This window comes from Epibacterium ulvae, assembly GCF_018678075.1.
GTDB lineage: Bacteria > Pseudomonadota > Alphaproteobacteria > Rhodobacterales > Rhodobacteraceae > Epibacterium > Epibacterium ulvae_A.
Genome location: NZ_JAHHIR010000088.1, coordinates 1 through 21,221, shown reverse-complemented (window position 1 = coordinate 21,221; position 21,221 = coordinate 1). Strand labels below are relative to the sequence as shown.

Sequence of the window (21,221 nt, the reverse complement as noted above, 5' to 3'; positions counted from 1 at the left end):
GTGCGTGCCCTCCCGGCAGATTGGCGGTGCAAATCGCCTGCCGGGTAACAGTGCGTGGCACGCCCGTGACGTACTTGTCCCACAATGCTTCCTTCCGGTCCAAAAACAGATCGCACCATCAAACCATGGGATCAAACACCTAACCGCACGCATAGATCACATATTCCGATTTGGTTTTGGTCACAGGCCAGAGCCTGCTATCCTGTCGACACCCCCATCGACGGGACGTTGCATGCCGCGCGCGCTTTACAGCCAGATTGACGCCACTGCCCAAGCTATGGGCCTGTCTGTCTATGGCGCCTTCTATCCCCAACAGGGCCCAGTTAATGGCGGCACTTTGATCTTGCTCGGCACCGACGCAGGGTTCTGGGTACCATTCGCCCAAAGCCGCGAATGGCAAGAAGGCGCGCCAGATCCGGTTGATCGCTGGTCGCGGCGTGTGGTGGATGGGCTGGCGGCCCATTTTGACGCAGCCGCCTATTACCCTTTTGACGGCCCGCCTTATGCGCCTTTTGTAGATTGGGCGCTTGCATCAGGGCGCGCTTTCACATCCCCGTCGCAATTTTTGGTGCATGATCAAGTTGGTCTGATGATATCCTATCGCGGAGCGCTTCACCTTGCCTATAAAATCGACATCCCCCAGCCGCCGCTGGACTGCTCTCCTTGCCTTAGCTGCACCACTTTTGCATGCATTAAAACCTGCCCGGCGCAGGCAATGGTTGACGGAGGCCCCTATCAGGTGGCAGCCTGCCATAAGCATCTGGAAACAAACGAAGGACGTGCCTGCCTGGACCTGGGGTGTCAGGCGCGGCTTGCCTGTCCCATCTCCCAAGGTGCGCATCGGGATCCCGCCCAATCGGCCCATCATATGAGGTACTTTCACGCATCATGACTTGCACTCTGATCCTGACCCGTCACGCCAAATCCTCTTGGGAAACGGACGCCCCCAGCGACCATGCACGGCCGTTGAACACGCGTGGGGTACGATCTTCCATCGCGCTTGGGGCTTGGCTCAGAGACAGCGGATATGTGCCGGATCACGTGCTGTCCTCCTCGGCGCAGCGGACGCGTGAAACCTATGAGCTGATGGAACTGGGCGCCTCCGCCAGTTTTATTGAACGGCTCTATCACGCAAGTTCCGAAGTAATGTTTCAGGTGCTGCGCGAGGCTGAGAGCAAGCAGTTGATGCTGCTCGGCCATAATCCAGGCATCGCGGCCTTTGCCCATGCGATCTTGCACCACGCCCCGGCCCATTCCCGGTTCGAAGATTACCCCACCGGCGCAACCTTGATCGCTGAGTTTCCGATTGATGATTGGTCCAGTATCAGCTGGAACAGTGGCCGCACGGTGGATTTTGTGGTCCCGCGAGAATTGCTGGGGGAATAACCCCACAAGCCAGGTGACACGGTGCCCAGGTGACCCAAGCTCGGTCGGCGGGCACAAATCAAACAGTTGATCATTGGCGAAATACGCAAGGGATTTCCGAAACCAACCTGTGGAAAACTGCCACAGTGACACGGCGCGGATCAGGCAAACCTGTGGATATGTCCGACTTCCATTGAATAGAGATCTCAGGTTTTCAACATCGGCAATCTCATGCCGCAAACCGTAAAACCTTTACGAAATATCACCTAAGGGGCCAAGAATTCAGAAATCTCCCCACCACAAACTCTTGCCCGAAGCCCTCTCCGCTGCCATATCTATATATGCTACTGCTTCTTTATCGACCTGCTGTTGTCCCCGCTGGGCGGCGTTCAGTCTTTCGATCAAGACTTGAATGCCGGGCTGTCGCACTCACGCGGACAGCAACAATTAAATTGGAGAGACCCGATGCCTTCAGGCACCGTAAAATGGTTCAACACCACCAAAGGCTTTGGCTTCATCGCACCTGACGATGGCGGCAAAGACATCTTCGTTCACATTTCTGCTGTTGAGCGCGCAGGCCTGACCGGTCTGGCTGACAACCAGAAAGTAACTTACGAACTGCGCGCCGGCCGTGACGGTCGCGAAAGCGCGGATCAGATCGAACTGGCCTAAGCCGTTCTCGGATCCAGATTTAAAAACAGCCCGTCTCATGGCGGGCTGTTTTGCTTTGAGGATGCGTCACGGGGCGCAGTGCTCCGGAATACTCCCGCATTGCATGCACCACAACGAATTGGTATGAAAACCTTACCAGTTCGCAAAAGGGGTGCAACATGCCCGTGATCACCAATATCCAAGACCTCAAACGCATCTATGAACGCCGCGTGCCGCGGATGTTTTATGACTATGCGGAAAGCGGCAGCTGGAGTGAGCAGACCTTTCGCGACAACACGTCAGACTTTGACCAGATCCGGCTGCGCCAGCGGGTGGCGGTGGATATGGCGGGACGATCAACCGCCAGCCAGATGATCGGCCAGGATGTGGCCATGCCAGTGGCGCTGGCCCCGGTGGGGCTGACCGGTATGCAGCACGCTGATGGTGAGATCAAGGCCGCACGCGCCGCCGCCGCATTTGGCGTGCCCTTTACCCTGTCGACCATGTCCATCAACTCGATCGAGGATGTGGCCGAAGCCACCGATACGCCGTTCTGGTTCCAGCTTTATACGATGAAGGACATGGACTACACCCAGCGGCTGATCCAACGGGCCAAGGATGCAGGCTGTTCCGCGCTGGTGATCACGCTGGATCTGCAGATCCTGGGCCAGCGGCACAAGGATCTGAAAAACGGCCTGTCCGCTCCGCCGAAACTGACCCCCAAGACCATCGCCAATTTGGCCACCAAATGGCGCTGGGGGATTGAGATGCTGGGCGCAAAACGGCGTGAATTCGGCAATATCGTCGGCCATGTGGACGGGATTTCCGACACGTCCTCTCTGGGCGCGTGGACAGCCGAACAATTCGACCCGACGTTAGATTGGGGCAAGGTTGAACGGCTGATGGATATGTGGGGCGGCAAGGTGATCCTGAAAGGGATCCTGGACGCCGAAGACGCCAAAATGGCTGCACAGGTCGGCGCTGATGCCATTGTCGTGTCAAACCACGGCGGGCGTCAGCTGGACGGCGCCTTGTCCTCGATCCGCATGCTGCCCGCGATCATGGACGCGGTTGGTGACCAGGTTGAGGTCCATCTTGACAGCGGCATCCGCTCCGGTCAGGACGTGCTGAAGGCACTGGCGCTTGGGGCCACGGGCACCATGGTCGGCCGCGCCTTTGTCTATGGTCTGGGTGCGATGGGTCAGACCGGCGTCACCCGCGCACTTGAGGTTATCCATAAGGAGCTGGACACCACTATGGCCCTGTGTGGTGAAAAGAACGTTGCGAACCTGGGGCGGCATAATCTGTTGGTACCACAGGATTTTGGCGGTCTCTGGCAGGGGTAGGGATCAAACAGCGGCAGCGTCCTGCGCGCCCCGCGCCTGCCGCCGTGCCAAATGGCGCAGGATCGGCACCAGAACCAGCGCAATCAGGCTCAGCAAACCTCCCAAAACGGTAAAGGCCACCGGCAGGCCAAAACCCTGCGCCAGAAACCCCATCAGAGGTGGCCCCATAAAGAACCCGGTATAGCCAATCACCACCACCCGCGAGATTGCCACCGTGCGCTGTTGCGGTGCCACAGTTTTGCCGATCCAGGCAAAGGTCGTGGGCGCGGTGACCGAAACACCGGCCCCCAAGATGGCGAAACCCGCATAGACCAGCACCTGCGTCGGTGCCCAGGCTGCCAAGACCGCGCCGCAGGCGGCAAGGAGGGCTGCAATCCGCAACACGGCACCTTCAGACATCACCCGCACGATGAATTGCCCCGACAGGCGACCAATGCCCATTGTCAGCCCCAAGATTGCGGGCCCCATCGCCCCTTCGGCGGCACCGGCATTCATCGCACGTTCCAAATGCAGCGCTGACCAGCCCTCAGTTGCTTGTTCAACCATAAACCCGATCAAGGTCACCAGCCCCGCCAGCGCGATCATCACTTTGGGCAGGCTGGGAACCGTTGTTTGTCCGTCTGACGCTTGGCTCTGCGCCGCCTCATGTCGCAACCCCGCCGCCAGCCAAATCGTGACCAGTCCAAGCCCGGCAAAATAGGTAAAGGCGCTGATGCCAAATTCGCGCAACACCCCTCCCAACATCGCAGATCCGGCATAGGCAAAGGAAAAGATCGCGTGGTTGAGGTTCATCAATGACCGCCCCGATGCGACCTCAATCCCGCTGAGCCTTGCGTTCATGATGACATCCAGCATGCCGGATGTGCTCATCGCCAGAAACAAGGCGAGCGACAGACACAGCCAGCTGGTCATCAAGCCCGGCAGCAAAAACGCTGCCGCCATCAAAACCGCGCCCACGGACATTGCCCAGGGGCCAAACCGACGATCCGCAAGCGGCGCGATCCACATGGCCGACACAGCGCCCAGTGCGCCAAACAACAACGCCAGACCAAAGTCGGCATCGCTCAACCCCACGGCGGATTTGATCGAGGGCACATAGGCCGCAAAAGCACCCCAAAACAGCCCTTCGGCGACAAAGGCCCTCAAAGGGATCCGGCTGGCAGATATATCGGCGCGTAAACTCATGCGCGCAGCTGGCACGGCCTGGTGGAGTCTGGCAATCACAAATCAAGACCTGCGGACCAACGCCGCGCTAGAAAATGCGGTCTTGGAACCAGATCAAAGCCGGATAGGCACACAGCCAGATCCAGAAAAACCGGTTGAGACCAAAGAAACAAGCATTGGCAAAGTGAAAGCCTGCAGTACACACCAGCGCAAGCTTCAAGGCCGCGGGGTTCAGCAGCGCCAGCGGAAAGGCCAGCTCTAACAGCATAACCCCCCAGCCCATGATCCACAAGACGCGCGGACTGTCGGCCCATTGGCGAAAGCTCTCGCTGACGGGATAGGCCGAGTAGCGAAAGACATCGCGCAGTGCGCTGCCGTTGCGCCAGATCGGGTTCATCACTTTGACCCAGCCTGAGACGAAATACGACAGGACCAATTGCACCGCGAGGTAGGACAGCGCCATTTCCTGCCAATATCGGTCGGGCGCAAGCTCAACCAGACACAGGCATGTCAGGATCAGCAATGTCATTTTATCGCTGCCGCCATTGTAGGGCCCCTGAAAGCGATGCAACATCCACAGGGCCACCACCCACAGGCCATACAGCCCATACGGGGCGCTGTAGCCGACAACCATCGACAGAGCCAACGCCAGACGCAGGGCAAAAAGCACCCGGTGATTGCCTGCCAGCTGCCCCGGTTTCACATGCTCCAGGCTTTGCTGGGCAATTGCCAGCCCCAGCAGGATCTCCATCAGGCGCAGCGTTGTCTCAAAACTCATGCTGCTCTCCCTTTGATACGGGACAATGGAACCGGCTCGCTTTCGTATTCGACGGATTTGACCAGGGCTTCGCCGTCGCGAGAGATAAACACCAGCCGGATCTGCAACAGCCCCTCTCCGACCGGCAACAACCGTGCAACGCGGGTCAAGATTTCGTCCAGGCTGTGCTGGCTCGGCTCTTCGATCATCCGTTCAGCACAGGAGACCAGGAACAATTGCTCGTTCCAATCAGGGTTCCACAGCATCCGCCACAGGATCGTCGGGACCGAGATATCCTGGGGCCGTGGGCGATCCTCGCACCAGTCCAGCGCGCCGGGTCCGGCGATCACCCGGTATTCCACCCGCGGCGACGGGGCCACGGTTTTGAAAAACCGCCAGGAGGGAATCAAGGCTGGAAGCAGCAGCGAAATCACACGCAACAAGGACGTCAGCACGGGTAATCCTTTGCAAATCTAATAACGAACACGCTCTAACCGCGCTGCGACCCAGTTTAACTCAGTGAATTTAACAGAGCGTTCCCATCAATGCGGGCTTTTGCGCCTGGCCCCCTTCCCAAAACCCCGAATCTGGTGTATCGCGCGGGCTTCACGCGGGGTGACAGCCTTGGAGGCACCCTGCCCTTATGTATGGAGAATTAAGATGGCAAAAGAGATTCCTGATCTCGTCGCCCAGGCACGTGTGGGGACAGGCAAGGGCGCCGCTCGCGCAGCACGCCGTGAAGGCATGGTACCGGGTGTGGTTTACGGTGGTGATGTTGATCCGCTGGCAATCCAGATCCCGTTCAACGAACTGCTGAAAAAGCTGAAAGCTGGCCAGTTCAAATCCACTCTGTGGAACCTGAAAGTTGAAGGCCAGGACGACGTTCGCGTTATCTGCCGCGACGTTCAGCGTGACGTTGTAAAGGACCTGCCGACCCACTTTGACCTGATGCGCCTGCGCCGCACGTCGAAAGTCAACCTGTTCATCCCGGTTGAATTCATCAACGAAGAAGAAGCACCCGGCGTCAAAAAAGGCGGCGTTGTTACAGTTGTGCGTTCCGACGTTGAGCTGATCGTGACCGCCGGTGACATCCCTGAAAAGCTGGTTGTTGACCTGACAGGCAAAGACATCGGCGATGTGATCCACATCTCTGACGTTGATCTGCCTGCCGGCGCCAAGCCGACCATCGACCGTGACTTTGTTGTTGCAAACCTCGCCGCACCTTCTGGTCTGGCGGCCGCGGCTGACGACGAAGCCGAAGGCGAAGAAGCAGCAACCGCAGAAGAGTAATCTTCGCGACCTGCTTTGCAGTATCGAGAAAGGGACCCAGCCGGGTCCCTTTTTTCGTGTCCGAGCCCTCACACTTCGACAGGGTCGCATGCCGCGCACATTGCGCTTAGACGCGCAGACCACCCAGCCGACGATCCGAGGCCAGATCTTTGATATCGCCGCACAATTGCGCCATCATGCGTTTGACCGCGTCATGGCGGTTGGGCCGCAAAGCAAAGGCGGAAATCCCCGCCAAGGCCACTTGCAACCCCTGCGCCAACGACCGGCAATCGGCATCCTCTGGCAACTCGCCGGCCGTTTTTGCCCGATCGAACACTTCGGTAAACTGGTCCTCAAAAGACAGCGCCAGACGGGCTTGGGTGGCTTGCACTTCGGGATCATCGATCCCGGTTTCCATCAGCGATTTACTGATAAAACAGGCCGCCAGCGACCCGGTGTTCTGCGCCGCCGGGTGGCAATTGCTCAGCGCTGTCGCAAGGCCGGACAGAACAGGATCGGCCTGCTGCAAGTAACCCGCCTGCGCCGCGATCAAGTCATCCGCGTAAAGTTCTAGCGCCCGACAATAAAGCCCCGCTTTGGAGCCAAAGGCCGCATAGATCGAGCCCGGATGCATCGACAGGTGATGCTCCAGATCCTTGATCGAGGTTCCGTGGAACCCTTTTTCCCAGAATAGAACGAGCGCCTTGCGCAATGCCTCGGCGCGGTCGTGTCGCTGTGCCATGCAACCATCTATAGCGCGAATACCCCCAACGCACCAAGATTTCACGATGATAACGCTTGAGTGATCATTCAAATATCAACTTGAGCGATCACTCACCCTCAACTACGTCTCGGACACGAACTGCCTTTTGACCCTTCGAAAAGGAAACAAATATGACCTCCTTCACCACTTATACCGTCGAAACCGCGCCCAAAGCTTCAAAGGCGCGCGTACAGGCAGCGCTTGATGGTATGGGCTTTCTGCCCAGCCTGATCCAGGTCATGGCCGCGTCTCCGCAGATGCTCGAGCAATACCAAAACATTCACCAAGCCTTCACCGAAACCAGCTTCAACAAAGAAGAGCTGACTGTCGTTTGGCAGACCATCAACGTTCTGCACGAATGCAAATTCTGCGTTCCAGCGCACACCGCGATCGCCCATATGATGGAAGTTGACCCGGCAATCACCGAAGCCCTGCGCAACGAAACCCCGCTGGCGGATGACAAGCTGGAAGCCCTGCGCAGCTTTGTGACCGCAATGGTTATCAAGCGCGGCAAAGTTGCCAAAGACGAGCTGGCCGCTTTCTATGCAGCAGGTTACGGCGAGCAGCAGGTTCTCGAGATCATTGTCGGCCTGGCGCAGAAAGTCATGAGCAACTACACCAACCACGTTGCTGAGACCGATTTGGACGAACCCCTGCAACAATTCGCATGGGAGCCAAAGGCAAAAGCCGCGGCCGAATAAGCACAGATTGGCGAAAACCCACACGCCATATTGCAGCCCTGTTTTGCCCCCAAGCGAACACTCCGGCTACATGCGGAAAGAAGTCCCCACCTCAGGGGGCTTCTTTTTTTTGGTTCTCCCCGGTGGTTTGCTGCGAAGTGGTCGATGATCTGCCTCTGGATTTCGCGCGCGAAAAAAGGCATCACTCCAGCCAAGACAAACACAGCGGTGCAACGGGGATTGAACAGATATGAAACTCTTTGTGGGGCTTGGAAATCCTGGCGACAAATATGCCCGCAACCGCCACAATATCGGCTTTATGGCGCTGGACCAGATCGCCGAGGATCATGGATTCTCCCCCTGGAAGGGTAAATTCCAGGCCGAGTTGAGCGAAGGAAAGCTGGGTGGTGACAAGGTTCTGCTGCTGAAACCCCAGACGTTTATGAACAATTCCGGCCAATCTGTTGGCGAGGCCATGCGGTTTTACAAGCTGACGCCTGCGGATGTGGTGGTTGTGCATGATGAGCTGGATCTAGCGCCCGGCAAATGCCGTATGAAACAGGGCGGCGGTCACGCTGGTCACAACGGGCTGCGCTCAATCCACGCCCATATCGGGGCGGATTATGCGCGCGTACGCCTGGGCATCGGCCATCCCGGACATAAGGACGCTGTGGCAGGCTACGTTTTGCGCGACTTTCCCAAGGCGGATGAGGGTTGGCTGGACGATCTGATGCGCGGCATCTCGGACGGTGCGGTGCAACTGGCCAAGGGTGACGGTGGCAAGTTTATGAACGCGGTGGCGTTGCGCGTCACCCCGCCCCGCAGCTCAACCGGGGAAAAGTCCAAAGCCAAGAAACAGCCCGTCCAAAAAGATGCGGCCCCCGAGGATCCACCGGCGGGCGATATGCGTTCAAAAATGGAACGCCTGATGGGAAAATTTCGCTAGGCGCGCAGGATCGGGCGGCAAAGCCTGTTTTGCGTTTTGCCTTTTGGAGAACCACTGGTTAGACTCATCTCCATGAAAAAGGACAATAGCATCAACGTTCTGGGCAGCGCATTGGCGATGTGTTCCACCCAGCCAGTTACCGGTTTTTTCCGTGACGGCCATTGCAACACCTGCGCCGAGGATCAGGGCAGCCATACGGTCTGCGCGGTGATGACGGCAGAGTTTCTCGCCTATTCCAAATATGTCGGCAATGATCTGTCGACGCCAAGACCCGAGTTCGGATTTGCCGGGCTGAAGCCTGGCGACAGCTGGTGCCTGTGTGCGTCCCGGTTCCTCCAGGTCGCCGACGAGGGTTGCGCACCCCAGGTGCATTTGGAAGCCACCCACGAACGTGCGTTGGACTTTGTCCCCTTGGAATTGCTGGAACGTCACAAGACCTCTGACGCTTGATCCTTGATCATCTCTAACCGATCCCCCAAATAACGCGCGCCTAGCCAATTCAACGAAGCACTCCCGCCCGTCTCCTGGTCACGCATGACGTGACTCTCGCCCGTTGGGCGTAGCGCCGGGCTTTGCCCGGCGCTACGCCCAAGGCCGCCAAGGGGGGCTGGCCCTCAGGCCGGGGCACCAGCGGGCGCGGGAGCACTGCGTTTTCAAATGTGCCACGTACGTTTGAAACAGAAAAACGGCCCCGGATGGGACCGTTTAGATAACCGAAGTGGCGCAAAAAGCGCAGGTTATTCGTCGAGGTCGCGCCCTTCGGTATCGGACATATCAAAGCCGAGGTGACGTGCGACCGTGAAGATATCCTTGTCACCACGACCACACATATTCATCACGATGATATGGTCCTTGGGCAGGGTTGGTGCCAGTTTCATCACATGCGCCAGCGCGTGGCTGGGCTCGAGCGCCGGGATGATCCCTTCGGCCGCGCAACACACTTGGAAGGCCTCAAGCGCCTCCTTATCGGTGACCGATACGTATTTCGCGCGCCCCGCCTCATGCAGCCAGGCATGTTCCGGGCCGATACCGGGATAGTCGAGACCGGCTGAGATCGAGAAGCCATCCTGGATCTGCCCGTCCTCGTCCTGCAACAGATAGGTGCGGTTGCCGTGCAAAACCCCTGGGCGACCGCCGGTCAGCGAGGCGCAGTGCTGCATCTTCTCGTCCACACCCTTGCCACCGGCTTCGACCCCAATGATATTGACAGATGGATCATCCAGGAACGGATAGAACAGGCCCATCGCATTGGACCCACCACCAATGGCGGCAATCACGGTATCGGGCAGACGACCTTCGCCTTCCTGCTCGGGCAGCTGCCAGCGCACTTCTTTGCCGATAATCGATTGGAAATCACGCACCATGGCCGGATAGGGGTGCGGGCCTGCAGCGGTGCCGATGCAATAGAACGTATCGCGCACATTGGTCACCCAATCGCGCAGCGCATCGTTCATCGCATCCTTCAGCGTACCACGACCCGAAGTCACCGGGATCACTTCCGCGCCCAACAAGCGCATGCGGAACACATTCGGCGCCTGGCGCTGCACATCATGCGCCCCCATATAGACCACACATTTCAGGCCAAACTTCGCACAGACCGTGGCCGTTGCCACCCCGTGCTGACCAGCGCCGGTCTCCGCGATGATCCGGGTCTTGCCCATGCGCCGCGCCAGAAGGATCTGACCCAACACATTGTTCACCTTATGCGCGCCGGTGTGGTTCAGCTCGTCGCGTTTCATATAGACCTTGGCGCCGCCGAGGTCAGAGGTCAGCCGCTCGGCCAGATACAGCGGGCTTGGACGTCCCACATAGTGTTTCCACAGGTCATTCATCTGCGCCCAGAACTCAGGATCGTCCTTGGCCTTGTTGTATTCTTCTTCCAGGCTCAGGATCAGCGGCATCAGGGTTTCGCTCACGAAACGCCCACCAAAGATCCCAAACCGGCCCTTTTCATCGGGGCCGTTCATGAAGCTGTTGAATAGATCGTCGGCCATTGGTCTCTCCATCGTCGTACCTAGCTGGTTCTAGTGCGCATCGCAGGGCGGGGAAACCTGTTTTCGCAAGAATTTCGCGCAACCTCCCCCACCGTTGGTTCCCATGCTAACACAACAACCACAGCCAGCCCCCTGATCAGGGCATATGATCGGTTAAACCTGCGGCCCGAAGCGTCTTGAACGCGTCCATCACATCTGCTGGAATGTTGACGTGTTTTTGAAACCCCAACGCTGGGTATGTCCGGATGCGTTCAAGGTCGCCGACCATCTCACACACCAGGGCCCGCATGTCATGATGTGGCAAGGGTTGATCTTCGAAACTGGTAGCAGGTGAGGTGACCGAAGCGGTTGCACCCGGCCATTGTACGGCCGCAGTTGCTCGGCACCTCTGTTGGGTTTGCGGCTTTGTCACCAGGATCACATGTCGCGCGCTTGGCAACATGCGCGCGCTGAATTGCATATTCTCACCAATGTTGCGGGCGTTTGGTTCCAGACACATCACCGCAGGTGGCAGGCCACATTCGGCCGCATGTTTTGCAAAGACGTCAGCTTCGGACGCCCCAAACAACGATCCCGTCCAGTTCCCAGTGGCACCCGAAAACAGAACTTCTGGTGCCCAGCCTTCCGCATAAAGTGACGCACATTTTTCTGCGACACGCAGATCGTAGGAGCCAAGCCCGACGATGGCATCGGCCCTTTCCAACGGATCGCTTTTACAATGAAACGCCCACAGTCGTTTCGCGGCTTCTCGGACAATATGATCCGACACGTTTGCGCCTTTCATCATTCGCCCCCAAACACTGCGCGCCCAAAACCACTGCTGCACACACCAATGTCATAGATGTATTGTCACAGGCTATGCCACGTGCGCCTGCGCTGTGTCGCCTTCGGCGGCTCAGCGCAACGCCCAACTGGATGATGGGGCCTTTGGCCACAAAGACAGGCGGGAGAGCCACCCGCTCTCCAATCCACGCCCTGCAACGGTAGGTCAGCCCCCGCGCGCGGCAGAGACAAAGGCGCGGATCAAGGCAGGATCTTTCACACCGGCCGCGCTTTCAACGCCCGAGGCCACATCCACCTGGCGCGCGCCTGTGCGGCGCACCGCTTCGGCGACGTTTTCAGGGTTCAGACCGCCAGCCAACATCCACGGACATTGCCAGTATTTCTTCTGCGCCAGGATCGACCAGTCAAAGGTCACACCATTGCCGCCCGGAAGCACCGCGCCTTTGGGCGCTTTGGCATCCACCAGGATCTGGTCGGCCACCTGTTCATAGACTGCGATCCGCTCCAGATCTTCGGGGCCGGAAATGCCGAGAACTTTCATCACCGGCAGACCATGGCGCGCTTTCAGCGCGGCGACGCGTTCGGGGCTCTCTGACCCGTGCAGCTGCAACATATCCAGTGGCACAGCGGCGACAATGGCGTCCAGCGCCGCATCGTCCATATCCACGACCAACGCAACCTTGCAGACGCCCACGGGCGTGTCGATGGCCAGCGCGGTTGCCTCTTCGATGGTCACCGAACGCGGTGACTTGGAAAAGAAATTTAAACCTATATAGGCGGCGCCTGCATCAGCCGCCGCCTGAATATCCTGCGAGGTTTTTAGCCCGCAAATCTTACTTCTAATCTCAGCCATGCCAGATCCAGCCTGCCCCTTTGGTGGGGGCTCAGCCTGCATCCTCCAGAAGAGCCAGAACTTCGTCTTTGCCTTCGTTCTTTTGCTTCTTCAGCTTGTTGACCTCACGCGAGAGCTTGCGCACTTCGCGTTTCTGCGCCCCAGCTTCGCGGCGGTGTCTGCCTTCACGCAGGTATTCCGCAAGGAACCCCACCAAAAGCCCAGCACCCACACCGGCCAGAACCACCGCAAAAAGCGGCAGTGTAATGCCCAGATTAAACCCGACCAGTTCGGCCAAGGCATCAGGCATCAATTTCAGATCAACAAATGCTCGGTTTGCCAGAGCAATCGAAGCCAACACCAGGGCCAGGGAGCCCAATACTGCATAGCGAATATAGCGCATCTATTCTTTTCCGTTCAGACGATCCCGCAAGAGCTTGCCAGTCTTGAAAAAGGGAACATGTTTTTCTTCAACATGGACCGTTTCACCGGTGCGTGGATTGCGACCAACCCGCGCATCTCGCTGTTTTACCGAAAATGCACCAAATCCACGCAATTCCACCCGGTCACCCCGGGCCATGGCTTCGGTCACTTCGTCAAACACGGTGTTTACGATCCGCTCTACATCACGCTGATACAGATGCGGGTTTTCGTCTGCAATCTTCTGAATCAATTCTGAGCGGATCATGTGCGCCTCATTCCTCCCAAGCCGGTTTTCAATCATTATTCTTCAAACGACTATAGGAAAAAAACCTTTATCCGGGAATAGTTAGGCGTGGCACCAAAGAGTAAAATCACACTGTTTACGCAGGAATAAGCCGCCCAAGACACACTCAATGGGTCAAATCCCGCCAAAGCATCACAATTATTCGATGTGTCGTGCAGTTCAAACCAATTGATTCGTTGCCTGAGGCATGCGCAAATCGTGCACTCCGCGAGTGCGATGCAAGCTCTTAGCCTCGTGAAACGACGCCCACTTTTGACTGGGCGTCGTTTTGCATTCGTGTGCTCTTACCACAAACTATGCGGACGTGAGGTTCCGATCAGATGACCCAGATTTCTCAAACGGATCGGCAAATCTGTTAAGCAGCTTTCTTACGCCAATTTCTGCGACGCAACGCCGCCAATACGCCGACACCCGTTGCCAAAAGAGGGATCGAGGCCGGGAGTGGGACTGGGCTGATTTCGGCCCCCGACACGGTTACTGAGAAATTATCGAATATTGCGGTTCCGGTACCTATGCCGCCACGAGACTGGCCAAAGAAACCAAGCTGGATATCTGCCCCCTGAGCACTCAGGTCCAATACAGCGGTCTCTGAGGTCAGCGACTGAAAATCATCCGCTGTCAACCCAAATGAATTGAAAAGCCTGCTAGCCGTTCCTAAGCCAGGGCTTCTAGGCTCAGTTCCGAAAAAATTATCCCCTTGTTTTAGAACAAACCCCGCAGTTCCCGGCGATAAGTTACTCACGGTCCGGCGAAAAAAAATCGAAAAATCAAAGCTGGTCGGGGTAAACCTACTCAAGTCAATTCTTGCATCGTCTATCAACACGGCATCCGCGGCACCACCGAACCGAGGCGCTGCGCCCGGCGCACGAAGAAAGTCAATACGAACCACACCACCTCTGCCAACCTCAGTGGTAGATGTTAGAACTTGCTTGCGATCGTCGCCCGCAATCAGTTCGAAAGACACATCACTGTCCCGGAACTCTGTTTCCGTAAAAGTCAGTGTTGCAGCAGAGGAGGTTGTTGCGGCAACACACAGCGCCAAAGAGGCAAGCATTTTGTTCATGAATAAAGTCCAATTAGGTTGAATGCTGAAACATAAAAACAATCTATAACTGACTAAGTGAGTTATGGATCATTTTACTTAACAAGGCATTGAAAAACCCCGCAGGAATTCACCTGCGGGGTTCTAATTGGACAGACGTCAGAACAGAACTTAGTCGTTGTTCAGAGCTGCGCCCAGGATATCGCCCAGCGATGCACCGGAGTCGGAGGAACCATACTGTTCGACGGCCTCTTTCTCTTCTGCGATCTCGCGTGCTTTGATCGACAGACCCAAACGACGTGTTTTGGCGTCGATGTTGGTGACGCGTACGTCGACCTTGTCGCCCACGTTGAAACGCTCAGGACGCTGGTCTGCACGGTCACGGGACAGGTCAGAGCGGCGGATGAAGGATTTCATGCCTTCATATTCCACTTCAACGCCACCGTCTTCGATTGCGGTCACTTCAACAGTCACGATCGAGCCGCGCTTCACGCCGCCAACCGCATCTGCGAATTTGTCACCACCCAGAGCTTTGATCGAGAGGGAGATACGCTCTTTCTCGACGTCCACTTCGGAAACAACGGCCGAAACCATGTCGCCTTTGCGGTAGTTCTGGATCGCTTCTTCGCCACGCTCGTCCCAAGACAGGTCGGACAGGTGAACCATACCATCGATGTCGCCTTCGAGGCCGATGAACAGACCGAATTCGGTGATGTTCTTGACTTCGCCTTCGACTGGTGTGCCCTCGGGGTGCGTTTCTGCAAACACTTCCCATGGGTTACGCTGAGTCTGCTTCAGGCCCAGAGACACGCGACGCTTGGCGCCATCGATTTCCAGAACCATGACGTCGACTTCTTGCGAAGTGGAGACGATTTTGCCTGGGTGTACGTTCTTCTTGGTCCAGGACATCTCGGAGACGTGGACCAGACCTTCAACACCAGCTTCCAGCTCAACAAATGCACCGTAATCGGTGATGTTGGTCACGCGGCCTTTGTGGACCGACTCCAGCGGGTATTTAACAGCAACAACATCCCATGGATCGTCCTGCAGCTGTTTCATGCCCAGGGAGATACGGTGGGTTTCTTTGTTGATCTTGATCACTTGAACTTTGACGGTTTCGCCGATGTTCAGGATCTCGTTCGGGTGGTTCACACGGCGCCATGCCATGTCGGTGACGTGCAACAGGCCGTCAACGCCGCCCAGGTCAACAAACGCACCGTATTCGGTGATGTTCTTGACCACACCGTCAACTGCATCGCCTTCGGCCAGTTTGCCGATGACTTCTGCACGCTGCTCGGCGCGGGACTCTTCCAGGATTGCACGACGGGAGACAACGATGTTGCCACGACGACGGTCCATTTTCAGGATCTGGAATGGTTGTTTCAGACCCATCAGAGGGCCAGCATCACGCACGGGGCGTACGTCAACTTGCGAACCTGGCAGGAAGGCCACGGCACCGCCGAGGTCGACAGTGAAGCCGCCTTTGACGCGGCCAAAGATCGCGCCTTCGACACGTGCGTCGTCTGCGTATGCTTTTTCCAGGCGGTCCCATGCTTCTTCGCGGCGCGCCATCTCACGAGAGATAACAGCTTCGCCACGGGCATTTTCAGCCGCGCGCAGGAAGACTTCGACCTCATCGCCAACAGCGATTTCAGGCGCTTCGCCAGGATTTGCGAATTCTTTCAGATCAACGCGGCCTTCCATTTTGTAGCCGACGTCGATGATGGCTTGGCCGGCTTCGATCGCCAGAACCTTACCTTTGACAACCGAACCTTCGTCCGGTGTGTCCATTTCGAAGCTTTCTTGCAGGAGGGCTTCGAATTCCTCCATGGATGTATCAGCCATGTGGCAGTGTTTTCCTTTAAAACGTTTTCTGGCCGCGCGGTTGTCTCCGCCGGTCTTGGGGTTGGTCGTTTTCGTTGCAAGGCACCGGATGGTGCAGCCCAGTTCAAAGATTCAAACGTGCCAAACACACACATAACACAAAGGGCCGGAGGTTGCCCCGACCCTGCTCAAACCGATGTCCGCGCGATTCCCGCATCTTTATAGACAGCCGCCTTATAGGCAGAAACTGCATGTCAAGCAAGGGGCATTCACCTTGTACATAGGGGCAACCTGGCGCGAATCCCGCTGAATGTTGTTAACCCGTAAAGGGAGAATTAAATTTACCGCAATCTCGGCGCAAGTTATGGTTCTCCCGTAATCAGTTTCCATTTTGCTTTGTAAGGGGTCACCCTCATGCCTACGTTTTTAGGAACTCCCCGGGACGATGTCCTGACCGGGAGCTTTGGTCTCGACCTGATTGAAGGGGGAGACGGCAACGACACGATTTACGGGCGCGAACATCGTGACACTTTGATTGGCGGCGCAGGTGACGACAAGATCGTCACGGGTGCCGGCCCGGATCTGGCGTACGGAGGCGCGGGCAATGACCTGATCATCGACGACTACACCGATGGCGGTGTCGAAAATCTCTATGGCGGCAGCGGCAATGATACGATCAAAGCCATCACGGGTGGTGCCATCGGCTTCAATTCCAATCCAACAACCTGGTGGATGTTTGGTGAGGCTGGTGACGATGTGTTGATTGGTGGTTTCGGCGGCACCTCTCACCTTTATGGCGGTAATGGCGACGACACGCTGGTCATGTCATCTTATGGCGGCGGCGATGCGCGTGGCGGAAGCGGCCGCGATGTGCTGCTGTCCGAAGCCCGCAGTCGGGTGAACGAAGAGGTCGTGGACTTTGATAAATACGGGCCGGGCGCGCGGGTGACCTTGGACGGCGGAACCGGCAATGACCGCCTGTTTGGCTATAGCGCCAATGCGGACACCTTTTTGTTCCGGCCGGGCGATGGGCGTGATGTCATCCATAACTTTGGCACCGGCGTTTGGGGGCTCGATCGGATCGACCTCACCGCTTTTGAGTTCGAGATGACCGCTGAAGAGGTTTTTGCGATTTACGGGCACGAGCAGGAAAACAGAATCCTTCTCAACTTTGACGCCGACAGCAAGATCATCATCAACGACACTGGCTATCAGGGCGGCACAGATATCATGCCGCAGGATATTATCGACGCATTGATCCTGTAGCCGTGATGATCAAGTAACCATAGGCCGCCGCCACCCCTCTTGTCGGCGTCGGTCTGTCTGCGTATGCCAAGCCTGCCGCTTGCTACATGGACCCCAAATGCAGATCCGCTCAATCACCTCTGCCGACACGCTGCCATTGCGCCAATTGGTTCTGTGGCCGGATCATCCGATTTCGGCCAGTCAGGTGGAGGGCGATCCGGGCGCGCTGCACTTTGGTGGGTTCATGGCCGACCGGTTGATAACCGTTGCCTCACTTTTTTCTGATGGTGACGCGGTGCGTCTACGCAAATTTGCCACCCACCCGGATTTCCAAGGACAAGGTGCCGGCAGTGCGATGTTGCGCCATCTGGTCGAAATCTCGCAGACGCAAGGTCGCAAACGGTTCTGGCTTGATGCCCGCGAAACCGCCCTGCCCTTTTACCGACGTCACGGGTTCACTGTGCAGGGAGATCGGTTTTTCAAACGCGACTTGCCCTATTTCCGGATGGAAATGACCCTCTAACGGATCAAATTTCTTCGCCCTTTTTCAACAGTTCTTCCAACAGCTGCTGTTGCAACGAATTGCTGTCACCACCGCCGAACTGCATCGCGCCGCCTGAATACAATGTCCCATAGGTGCGCGCCGCATTCACCGTCTGCCCAAGACCGGAAATCAACTGGTCTTTCTTCAGCGGCGAGAGCGGATGGATAAAGGTCGCCCAAAGCGTGCCATTGGCCACCGCATATCGCGCATCCAAAGCGCTGTCGAAATTGGCCTGCATCATCCGCATCATATCTTCGGCCGACAGGTCCTTTGCCTCCCGGATTGGCACCATCGCCCGCATCCGATCCGCATTTTCATCGGTGATCACAAAGACGGGCACCTCCTGAATTTGCAGCTGAAAGGCCGGCCCGCTTGGCTGCACCTCAGGATCCAGCGCCGCAAGGATCCGTCCCAGCCGTTCGTAATTCATCGCAGGCTCAACCTCGGGCGCGGCGGCCACGGGTGGTTCGACCTCTGCCTTGGGAGCCGGAGCATCTTGCGCCACAGACAGGTTTGCAACCAGCGCCAAACCCGCGGGCAGGACAAGACGAGACACTACAAAAGGTATAACGGCGCGTGTGGACATGGGGCTCTCCTGTGATGGCAATCCTTCAAAGGTAAGACGCCCCTGCCCCATTTGCGATGCACGGATTGGTGAAGGCTCTGTAACGCCCAGCCAAACATCGACGCTGCCCAATTACAAAGCAGTCGCCGCCTCAGACCGCGCCGCGTTCGGTGACGGCTTTGATTGCAACCGCCACAGCCTCTTGGATATTCAAATCACTGGTGTCGATCAAAACCGCATCATCTGCCGGGCGCAACGGGGCCTCGGCGCGGTTCATATCGCGATCATCCCGCGCTTTTACGTCCGCCAGAACCTCTTCCAATGAGTTGGCCAACCCTTTGGCAGCCAGCTCCTGAAACCGCCGTCTGGCGCGCATTTCGGCGCTGGCGGTGACAAACAGTTTGGCCTCGGCACGAGGACAGATCACCGTGCCGATGTCGCGCCCATCCATCACAGCGCCACCAGACCGGCGAGCAAAGGCACGTTGGAAATCAACCAGCGCGGCGCGGACTTCGGCAATAACGGCAACTTTGGATGCGGCCTGTGCAACCTCGGGTCCGCGCAGATCGGGATTGTTCAGATCGCCGGGCACCAGCGCAAGCGCTGCCTTAACCGCAGGCACACCCTCCATCGTTTCGGCCCCCACGGCGCGGTACAACAGGCCCGTGTCCAAATGGGCAAAGCCAAAGTGCTGCGCAACCGCGCGCGAAATGGTCCCCTTGCCCGCAGCGGCCGGCCCGTCAATTGCCACACAAAACATTCAGTCCGTCCCCAAATTGCGCGTCAGTTCTTGGTGACTATTCGGGCTAATGGGTTTGGTGGCAAATTACAACTCCTAGGGACGCGGTATCGTCATGAGCGGCAGCCTTGTGGAGGGATTCTCTTTTGTGGATGCCATGGCATGTCACTCGGTTTGGTCTATCCAGTATCACATCACAATTTATGAATTTAACATAACGCAATAACCGATGACGCCCAAATCATCAGTATTCGTCTATTCCGCGAATTTAACGGGTAAATTCAAAATGCAGCAATTGTGGCGGTTCGCCGTGATCACATTCATAGTAACTGAGTAAGATAACTTTGTTGCGCCCGGTTGGTATGTTCCCCCATAGTATGCCCAACCCATAAAACCCAAAGGAACAGAGGTGGCGAGTAGGTTTTTCAATAACAGGCTGCTGGATTTCGCGGAATCACAAAGCACCATGACCGCCCCCGAAGCGGCCTTTACGTTGTTGGACACCGAGCTCAAATCCTTTGGCGCAAAAAGCGCGGTCTACGCAATGTTGCCGAGCAATGACACCGCGCCGTCAGAGATTGAAACCAACGCCGATAATCTCGCCCAGGCTCATGCGTTTTTCAGCTATCCCACGGAATATGCCGGCGCCTATATGGTGGATGAGCTGATCTACCATGACCCTTTTGCCCGCTTCTGTGCCACGACCGAAGGCGGCGCGATGGGATGGCATGATCCCCGTGCGGCCCAATACTCCACCGAACAATCGCGCGACGTCCTGTCATTGGCTGCCGATTTTGGTCTGCAATATGGGATGAGCGTGCCGCTGCGCGATGGGTCCGGCGCATCCGTTGGTGGCATCGGCGTGGCGCTTGACCTCAAAAGCGAGCGCGACGCAGAAGAGGCACTGCGCGCCCATGGCCTTGATATAGAACTCGCCGCATTGCTGTTTCATGCCCGATTTCACGACGAGCTGAGCCCGCAAGATGTGATCAGCCTGTCCTCACGTGAGATAGAGTGTCTCAAGTGGGCCTCGGTCGGGCTTTTAACCAAAGAGATTGCGTTTCGCTTGTCTCTGTCTGATAAAACAGTTGAGTTTCATCTGCGCAACGCGACCAAGCGTTTGAACGCCCGCAACAGGACCCATGCTGTCGCCCGCGCACTCGTTTATGGCCTGATTTCGGTATAAAAACCGATTCCTCGCTATCGAAGAGCCATAATTCTTAATTTCCCCCACCGCGTGTGCGGAGATTAATGGTTGGAAATTTGACCTCAAAATTCAATCAATTTTGGAACAGCATTCCCAAATCGCCCAAAGCGTTAATGGCAAACTAGGGATTTCCCTAGCTAACCACACAGCCGCCAGCGTGAAATACAGGATGTAAGACGGGTTTTACCTGTCGTTTTCCCAAGTGTCTGTACCCACTCATACGCAGACAGAATACACGTGACACCCGGTTGGGTGAGTGAAATCGGGTTGTCACGTGTATTCAGGAAAACCACGATGGATCCACCCGGCTTAGGTGTTGGATCCCATGGTTTGATGGTGCAATCTGTTTTTGGAATCGAAGGAAGCATTGTGGGACAAGTGCGTCACGGGCGTGCCACGCACTGTTACCCGGCAGGCGATTTGCACCGCCAATCTGCCGGGAGGGCACGCACGCGGTCAGAGCAGCAATACAGCGATCGCAAGCTTTGATCGCGGCGCTGAGCACGTAACCCGGGATCACCCCGAAGACGGTTGCCAAGTGGCGAAAGCGCGAGACCGTTGAGGATCGCAAAACAGGCCCGAAAGAGCCGCGCTCAACCACTCTCAGCCAAGCCGACGAGGCCATTATCGTCCCATTTCGCCGGCATACGCTTCCGCCGTTCGATGATTTCTTCTATTCGCTCCTGCCCCCGTTCCCGCCTCTGACGCCGTCCGCCTCGCAACCTGAACAAAACATATTCCCCGCACGATCCCCTGCACCAGCCCTGTTCCTGCTCCC

At 57.0% G+C, this 21,221-nt stretch carries 24 protein-coding genes and 1 pseudogene; 12 read left to right on the top strand and 13 right to left on the bottom strand.

What is annotated here, in order from left to right; genetic code table 11:
• Positions 1-232: 232 nt before the first annotated feature.
• The 4 genes from KMP13_RS18150 to KMP13_RS18135 all read left to right on the top strand — a co-directional run bounded on the left by KMP13_RS18150 (position 233) and on the right by KMP13_RS18135 (position 3,362).
• Positions 233-892, top strand: coding sequence for a ferredoxin (locus KMP13_RS18150; protein ID WP_215267390.1), 660 nt, complete (start codon positions 233-235; stop codon positions 890-892).
• Positions 889-1,386, top strand: a complete 498-nt coding sequence (locus tag KMP13_RS18145) for a SixA phosphatase family protein (protein ID WP_215267389.1) — start codon at positions 889-891, stop codon at positions 1,384-1,386. The genes KMP13_RS18150 and KMP13_RS18145 overlap by 4 nt, the downstream gene beginning before the upstream one ends.
• Before the next feature lie 444 nt (positions 1,387-1,830).
• Positions 1,831-2,037, top strand: coding sequence for a cold-shock protein (locus KMP13_RS18140; protein ID WP_215267388.1), 207 nt, complete (start codon positions 1,831-1,833; stop codon positions 2,035-2,037).
• A 158-nt stretch (positions 2,038-2,195) separates the two neighbouring features.
• Positions 2,196-3,362, top strand: coding sequence for an alpha-hydroxy acid oxidase (locus tag KMP13_RS18135; RefSeq protein ID WP_215267387.1), 1,167 nt, complete (start codon positions 2,196-2,198; stop codon positions 3,360-3,362).
• Positions 3,363-3,365: 3 nt separating this feature from the next.
• On the opposite strand, the gene KMP13_RS18130 is transcribed toward KMP13_RS18135, so the two are convergent.
• From KMP13_RS18130 to KMP13_RS18120, 3 genes are all read right to left on the bottom strand, one after another.
• Positions 3,366-4,547 carry an MFS transporter gene (locus tag KMP13_RS18130; RefSeq protein WP_215267386.1) on the bottom strand — a complete coding sequence of 394 codons (1,182 nt, stop codon included), beginning with the start codon at positions 4,545-4,547 and terminating at the stop codon, positions 3,366-3,368.
• 67 nt (positions 4,548-4,614) lie between these two features.
• Positions 4,615-5,304: an HTTM domain-containing protein gene (locus KMP13_RS18125; protein ID WP_215267385.1), complete on the bottom strand. Its 690-nt coding sequence runs from the start codon at positions 5,302-5,304 to the stop codon at positions 4,615-4,617.
• Positions 5,301-5,738, bottom strand: coding sequence for a hypothetical protein (locus KMP13_RS18120; protein WP_215267384.1), 438 nt, complete (start codon positions 5,736-5,738; stop codon positions 5,301-5,303). Before KMP13_RS18120 ends, KMP13_RS18125 begins: the two co-directional genes overlap by 4 nt.
• A gap of 205 nt (positions 5,739-5,943) precedes the next feature.
• Between KMP13_RS18120 and KMP13_RS18115 the strand changes: the two genes are divergently transcribed.
• Positions 5,944-6,573, top strand: coding sequence for a 50S ribosomal protein L25/general stress protein Ctc (locus KMP13_RS18115; protein ID WP_215267383.1), 630 nt, complete (start codon positions 5,944-5,946; stop codon positions 6,571-6,573).
• Positions 6,574-6,679: 106 nt separating this feature from the next.
• Here KMP13_RS18115 and KMP13_RS18110 read toward each other — a convergent pair whose 3' ends face one another.
• The gene (locus KMP13_RS18110) at positions 6,680-7,294 is read right to left on the bottom strand and encodes a TetR/AcrR family transcriptional regulator (protein WP_215267382.1); all 615 of its coding nucleotides are present in this window, start codon (positions 7,292-7,294) and stop codon (positions 6,680-6,682) included.
• A 152-nt stretch (positions 7,295-7,446) separates the two neighbouring features.
• Here KMP13_RS18110 and KMP13_RS18105 point away from each other — a divergent pair, with 152 nt between their 5' ends.
• From KMP13_RS18105 to KMP13_RS18095, 3 genes are all read left to right on the top strand, one after another.
• A complete protein-coding gene (locus tag KMP13_RS18105; protein WP_215267381.1) occupies positions 7,447-8,016 on the top strand; it encodes a carboxymuconolactone decarboxylase family protein in 570 nt (189 codons plus the stop codon).
• Between the two features lie 229 nt (positions 8,017-8,245).
• Positions 8,246-8,941: an aminoacyl-tRNA hydrolase gene (pth, locus tag KMP13_RS18100; protein WP_215267380.1), complete on the top strand. Its 696-nt coding sequence runs from the start codon at positions 8,246-8,248 to the stop codon at positions 8,939-8,941.
• Positions 8,942-9,013: 72 nt separating this feature from the next.
• On the top strand, positions 9,014-9,391 hold the full coding sequence (locus KMP13_RS18095; RefSeq protein WP_215267379.1) for a DUF2237 family protein: 378 nt from the start codon (positions 9,014-9,016) through the stop codon (positions 9,389-9,391).
• Positions 9,392-9,678: 287 nt separating this feature from the next.
• Here the strand turns inward: KMP13_RS18095 and trpB are convergent, their stop codons facing one another.
• The 7 genes from trpB to rpsA form a co-directional block, all read right to left on the bottom strand.
• The gene (gene trpB, locus KMP13_RS18090; RefSeq protein WP_215267378.1) at positions 9,679-10,935 is read right to left on the bottom strand and encodes a tryptophan synthase subunit beta; all 1,257 of its coding nucleotides are present in this window, start codon (positions 10,933-10,935) and stop codon (positions 9,679-9,681) included.
• Between the two features lie 136 nt (positions 10,936-11,071).
• Entirely contained in the window at positions 11,072-11,719 is a 648-nt protein-coding gene (locus tag KMP13_RS18085; protein WP_215267377.1) for a YdcF family protein, read from the bottom strand.
• A gap of 204 nt (positions 11,720-11,923) precedes the next feature.
• Positions 11,924-12,571 (bottom strand): phosphoribosylanthranilate isomerase, encoded by a 648-nt coding sequence (locus KMP13_RS18080; protein ID WP_215267376.1) that lies wholly within the window; start codon positions 12,569-12,571, stop codon positions 11,924-11,926.
• A 31-nt stretch (positions 12,572-12,602) separates the two neighbouring features.
• Complete coding sequence (locus tag KMP13_RS18075; protein WP_215267375.1) at positions 12,603-12,953, bottom strand: lipopolysaccharide assembly protein LapA domain-containing protein; 351 nt, start codon at positions 12,951-12,953, stop codon at positions 12,603-12,605.
• A complete protein-coding gene (gene ihfB, locus KMP13_RS18070) occupies positions 12,954-13,238 on the bottom strand; it encodes an integration host factor subunit beta (RefSeq protein WP_215267374.1) in 285 nt (94 codons plus the stop codon).
• 394 nt (positions 13,239-13,632) lie between these two features.
• Positions 13,633-14,340 (bottom strand): VPLPA-CTERM sorting domain-containing protein, encoded by a 708-nt coding sequence (locus KMP13_RS18065; protein WP_215267373.1) that lies wholly within the window; start codon positions 14,338-14,340, stop codon positions 13,633-13,635.
• A gap of 150 nt (positions 14,341-14,490) precedes the next feature.
• Complete coding sequence (gene rpsA, locus KMP13_RS18060; RefSeq protein ID WP_215267372.1) at positions 14,491-16,164, bottom strand: 30S ribosomal protein S1; 1,674 nt, start codon at positions 16,162-16,164, stop codon at positions 14,491-14,493.
• 393 nt (positions 16,165-16,557) lie between these two features.
• On the opposite strand from rpsA, the gene KMP13_RS18055 reads away from it, so the two are divergent.
• Both KMP13_RS18055 and KMP13_RS18050 read left to right on the top strand, forming a co-directional pair.
• Positions 16,558-17,409: a calcium-binding protein gene (locus tag KMP13_RS18055; RefSeq protein WP_215267391.1), complete on the top strand. Its 852-nt coding sequence runs from the start codon at positions 16,558-16,560 to the stop codon at positions 17,407-17,409.
• Between the two features lie 97 nt (positions 17,410-17,506).
• Positions 17,507-17,911 carry a GNAT family N-acetyltransferase gene (locus KMP13_RS18050; protein ID WP_215267371.1) on the top strand — a complete coding sequence of 135 codons (405 nt, stop codon included), beginning with the start codon at positions 17,507-17,509 and terminating at the stop codon, positions 17,909-17,911.
• A 4-nt stretch (positions 17,912-17,915) separates the two neighbouring features.
• Here the strand turns inward: KMP13_RS18050 and KMP13_RS18045 are convergent, their stop codons facing one another.
• On the bottom strand, positions 17,916-18,518 hold the full coding sequence (locus KMP13_RS18045; RefSeq protein ID WP_215267370.1) for a hypothetical protein: 603 nt from the start codon (positions 18,516-18,518) through the stop codon (positions 17,916-17,918).
• A 130-nt stretch (positions 18,519-18,648) separates the two neighbouring features.
• Positions 18,649-19,257, bottom strand: a complete 609-nt coding sequence (gene cmk / locus KMP13_RS18040) for a (d)CMP kinase (RefSeq protein ID WP_215267369.1) — start codon at positions 19,255-19,257, stop codon at positions 18,649-18,651.
• A gap of 445 nt (positions 19,258-19,702) precedes the next feature.
• Here cmk and KMP13_RS18035 point away from each other — a divergent pair, with 445 nt between their 5' ends.
• Both KMP13_RS18035 and KMP13_RS21115 read left to right on the top strand, forming a co-directional pair.
• A complete protein-coding gene (locus tag KMP13_RS18035) occupies positions 19,703-20,422 on the top strand; it encodes a helix-turn-helix transcriptional regulator (protein WP_215267368.1) in 720 nt (239 codons plus the stop codon).
• A gap of 452 nt (positions 20,423-20,874) precedes the next feature.
• Positions 20,875-21,159, top strand: a pseudogene (locus KMP13_RS21115) (IS481 family transposase); the annotation flags it as partial.
• Positions 21,160-21,221 lie beyond the last annotated feature (62 nt).

Bases quoted from the DNA above. Each gene is read 5' to 3' on its own strand.
- KMP13_RS18150 (WP_215267390.1), top strand. From the start codon at position 233: ATGCCGCGCGCGCTTTACAGCCAGATTGACGCCACTGCCCAAGCTATG.
- KMP13_RS18145 (WP_215267389.1), top strand. From the start codon at position 889: ATGACTTGCACTCTGATCCTGACCCGTCACGCCAAATCCTCTTGGGAA.
- KMP13_RS18140 (WP_215267388.1), top strand. From the start codon at position 1,831: ATGCCTTCAGGCACCGTAAAATGGTTCAACACCACCAAAGGCTTTGGC.
- KMP13_RS18135 (WP_215267387.1), top strand. From the start codon at position 2,196: ATGCCCGTGATCACCAATATCCAAGACCTCAAACGCATCTATGAACGC.
- KMP13_RS18130 (WP_215267386.1), bottom strand. From the start codon at position 4,547: ATGAGTTTACGCGCCGATATATCTGCCAGCCGGATCCCTTTGAGGGCC.
- KMP13_RS18125 (WP_215267385.1), bottom strand. From the start codon at position 5,304: ATGAGTTTTGAGACAACGCTGCGCCTGATGGAGATCCTGCTGGGGCTG.
- KMP13_RS18115 (WP_215267383.1), top strand. From the start codon at position 5,944: ATGGCAAAAGAGATTCCTGATCTCGTCGCCCAGGCACGTGTGGGGACA.
- KMP13_RS18110 (WP_215267382.1), bottom strand. From the start codon at position 7,294: ATGGCACAGCGACACGACCGCGCCGAGGCATTGCGCAAGGCGCTCGTT.
- KMP13_RS18105 (WP_215267381.1), top strand. From the start codon at position 7,447: ATGACCTCCTTCACCACTTATACCGTCGAAACCGCGCCCAAAGCTTCA.
- pth (WP_215267380.1), top strand. From the start codon at position 8,246: ATGAAACTCTTTGTGGGGCTTGGAAATCCTGGCGACAAATATGCCCGC.
- KMP13_RS18095 (WP_215267379.1), top strand. From the start codon at position 9,014: ATGAAAAAGGACAATAGCATCAACGTTCTGGGCAGCGCATTGGCGATG.
- trpB (WP_215267378.1), bottom strand. From the start codon at position 10,935: ATGGCCGACGATCTATTCAACAGCTTCATGAACGGCCCCGATGAAAAG.
- KMP13_RS18085 (WP_215267377.1), bottom strand. From the start codon at position 11,719: ATGAAAGGCGCAAACGTGTCGGATCATATTGTCCGAGAAGCCGCGAAA.
- KMP13_RS18080 (WP_215267376.1), bottom strand. From the start codon at position 12,571: ATGGCTGAGATTAGAAGTAAGATTTGCGGGCTAAAAACCTCGCAGGAT.
- KMP13_RS18075 (WP_215267375.1), bottom strand. From the start codon at position 12,953: ATGCGCTATATTCGCTATGCAGTATTGGGCTCCCTGGCCCTGGTGTTG.
- ihfB (WP_215267374.1), bottom strand. From the start codon at position 13,238: ATGATCCGCTCAGAATTGATTCAGAAGATTGCAGACGAAAACCCGCAT.
- KMP13_RS18065 (WP_215267373.1), bottom strand. From the start codon at position 14,340: ATGAACAAAATGCTTGCCTCTTTGGCGCTGTGTGTTGCCGCAACAACC.
- rpsA (WP_215267372.1), bottom strand. From the start codon at position 16,164: ATGGCTGATACATCCATGGAGGAATTCGAAGCCCTCCTGCAAGAAAGC.
- KMP13_RS18055 (WP_215267391.1), top strand. From the start codon at position 16,558: ATGCCTACGTTTTTAGGAACTCCCCGGGACGATGTCCTGACCGGGAGC.
- KMP13_RS18050 (WP_215267371.1), top strand. From the start codon at position 17,507: ATGCAGATCCGCTCAATCACCTCTGCCGACACGCTGCCATTGCGCCAA.
- KMP13_RS18045 (WP_215267370.1), bottom strand. From the start codon at position 18,518: ATGTCCACACGCGCCGTTATACCTTTTGTAGTGTCTCGTCTTGTCCTG.
- cmk (WP_215267369.1), bottom strand. From the start codon at position 19,257: ATGTTTTGTGTGGCAATTGACGGGCCGGCCGCTGCGGGCAAGGGGACC.
- KMP13_RS18035 (WP_215267368.1), top strand. From the start codon at position 19,703: ATGACCGCCCCCGAAGCGGCCTTTACGTTGTTGGACACCGAGCTCAAA.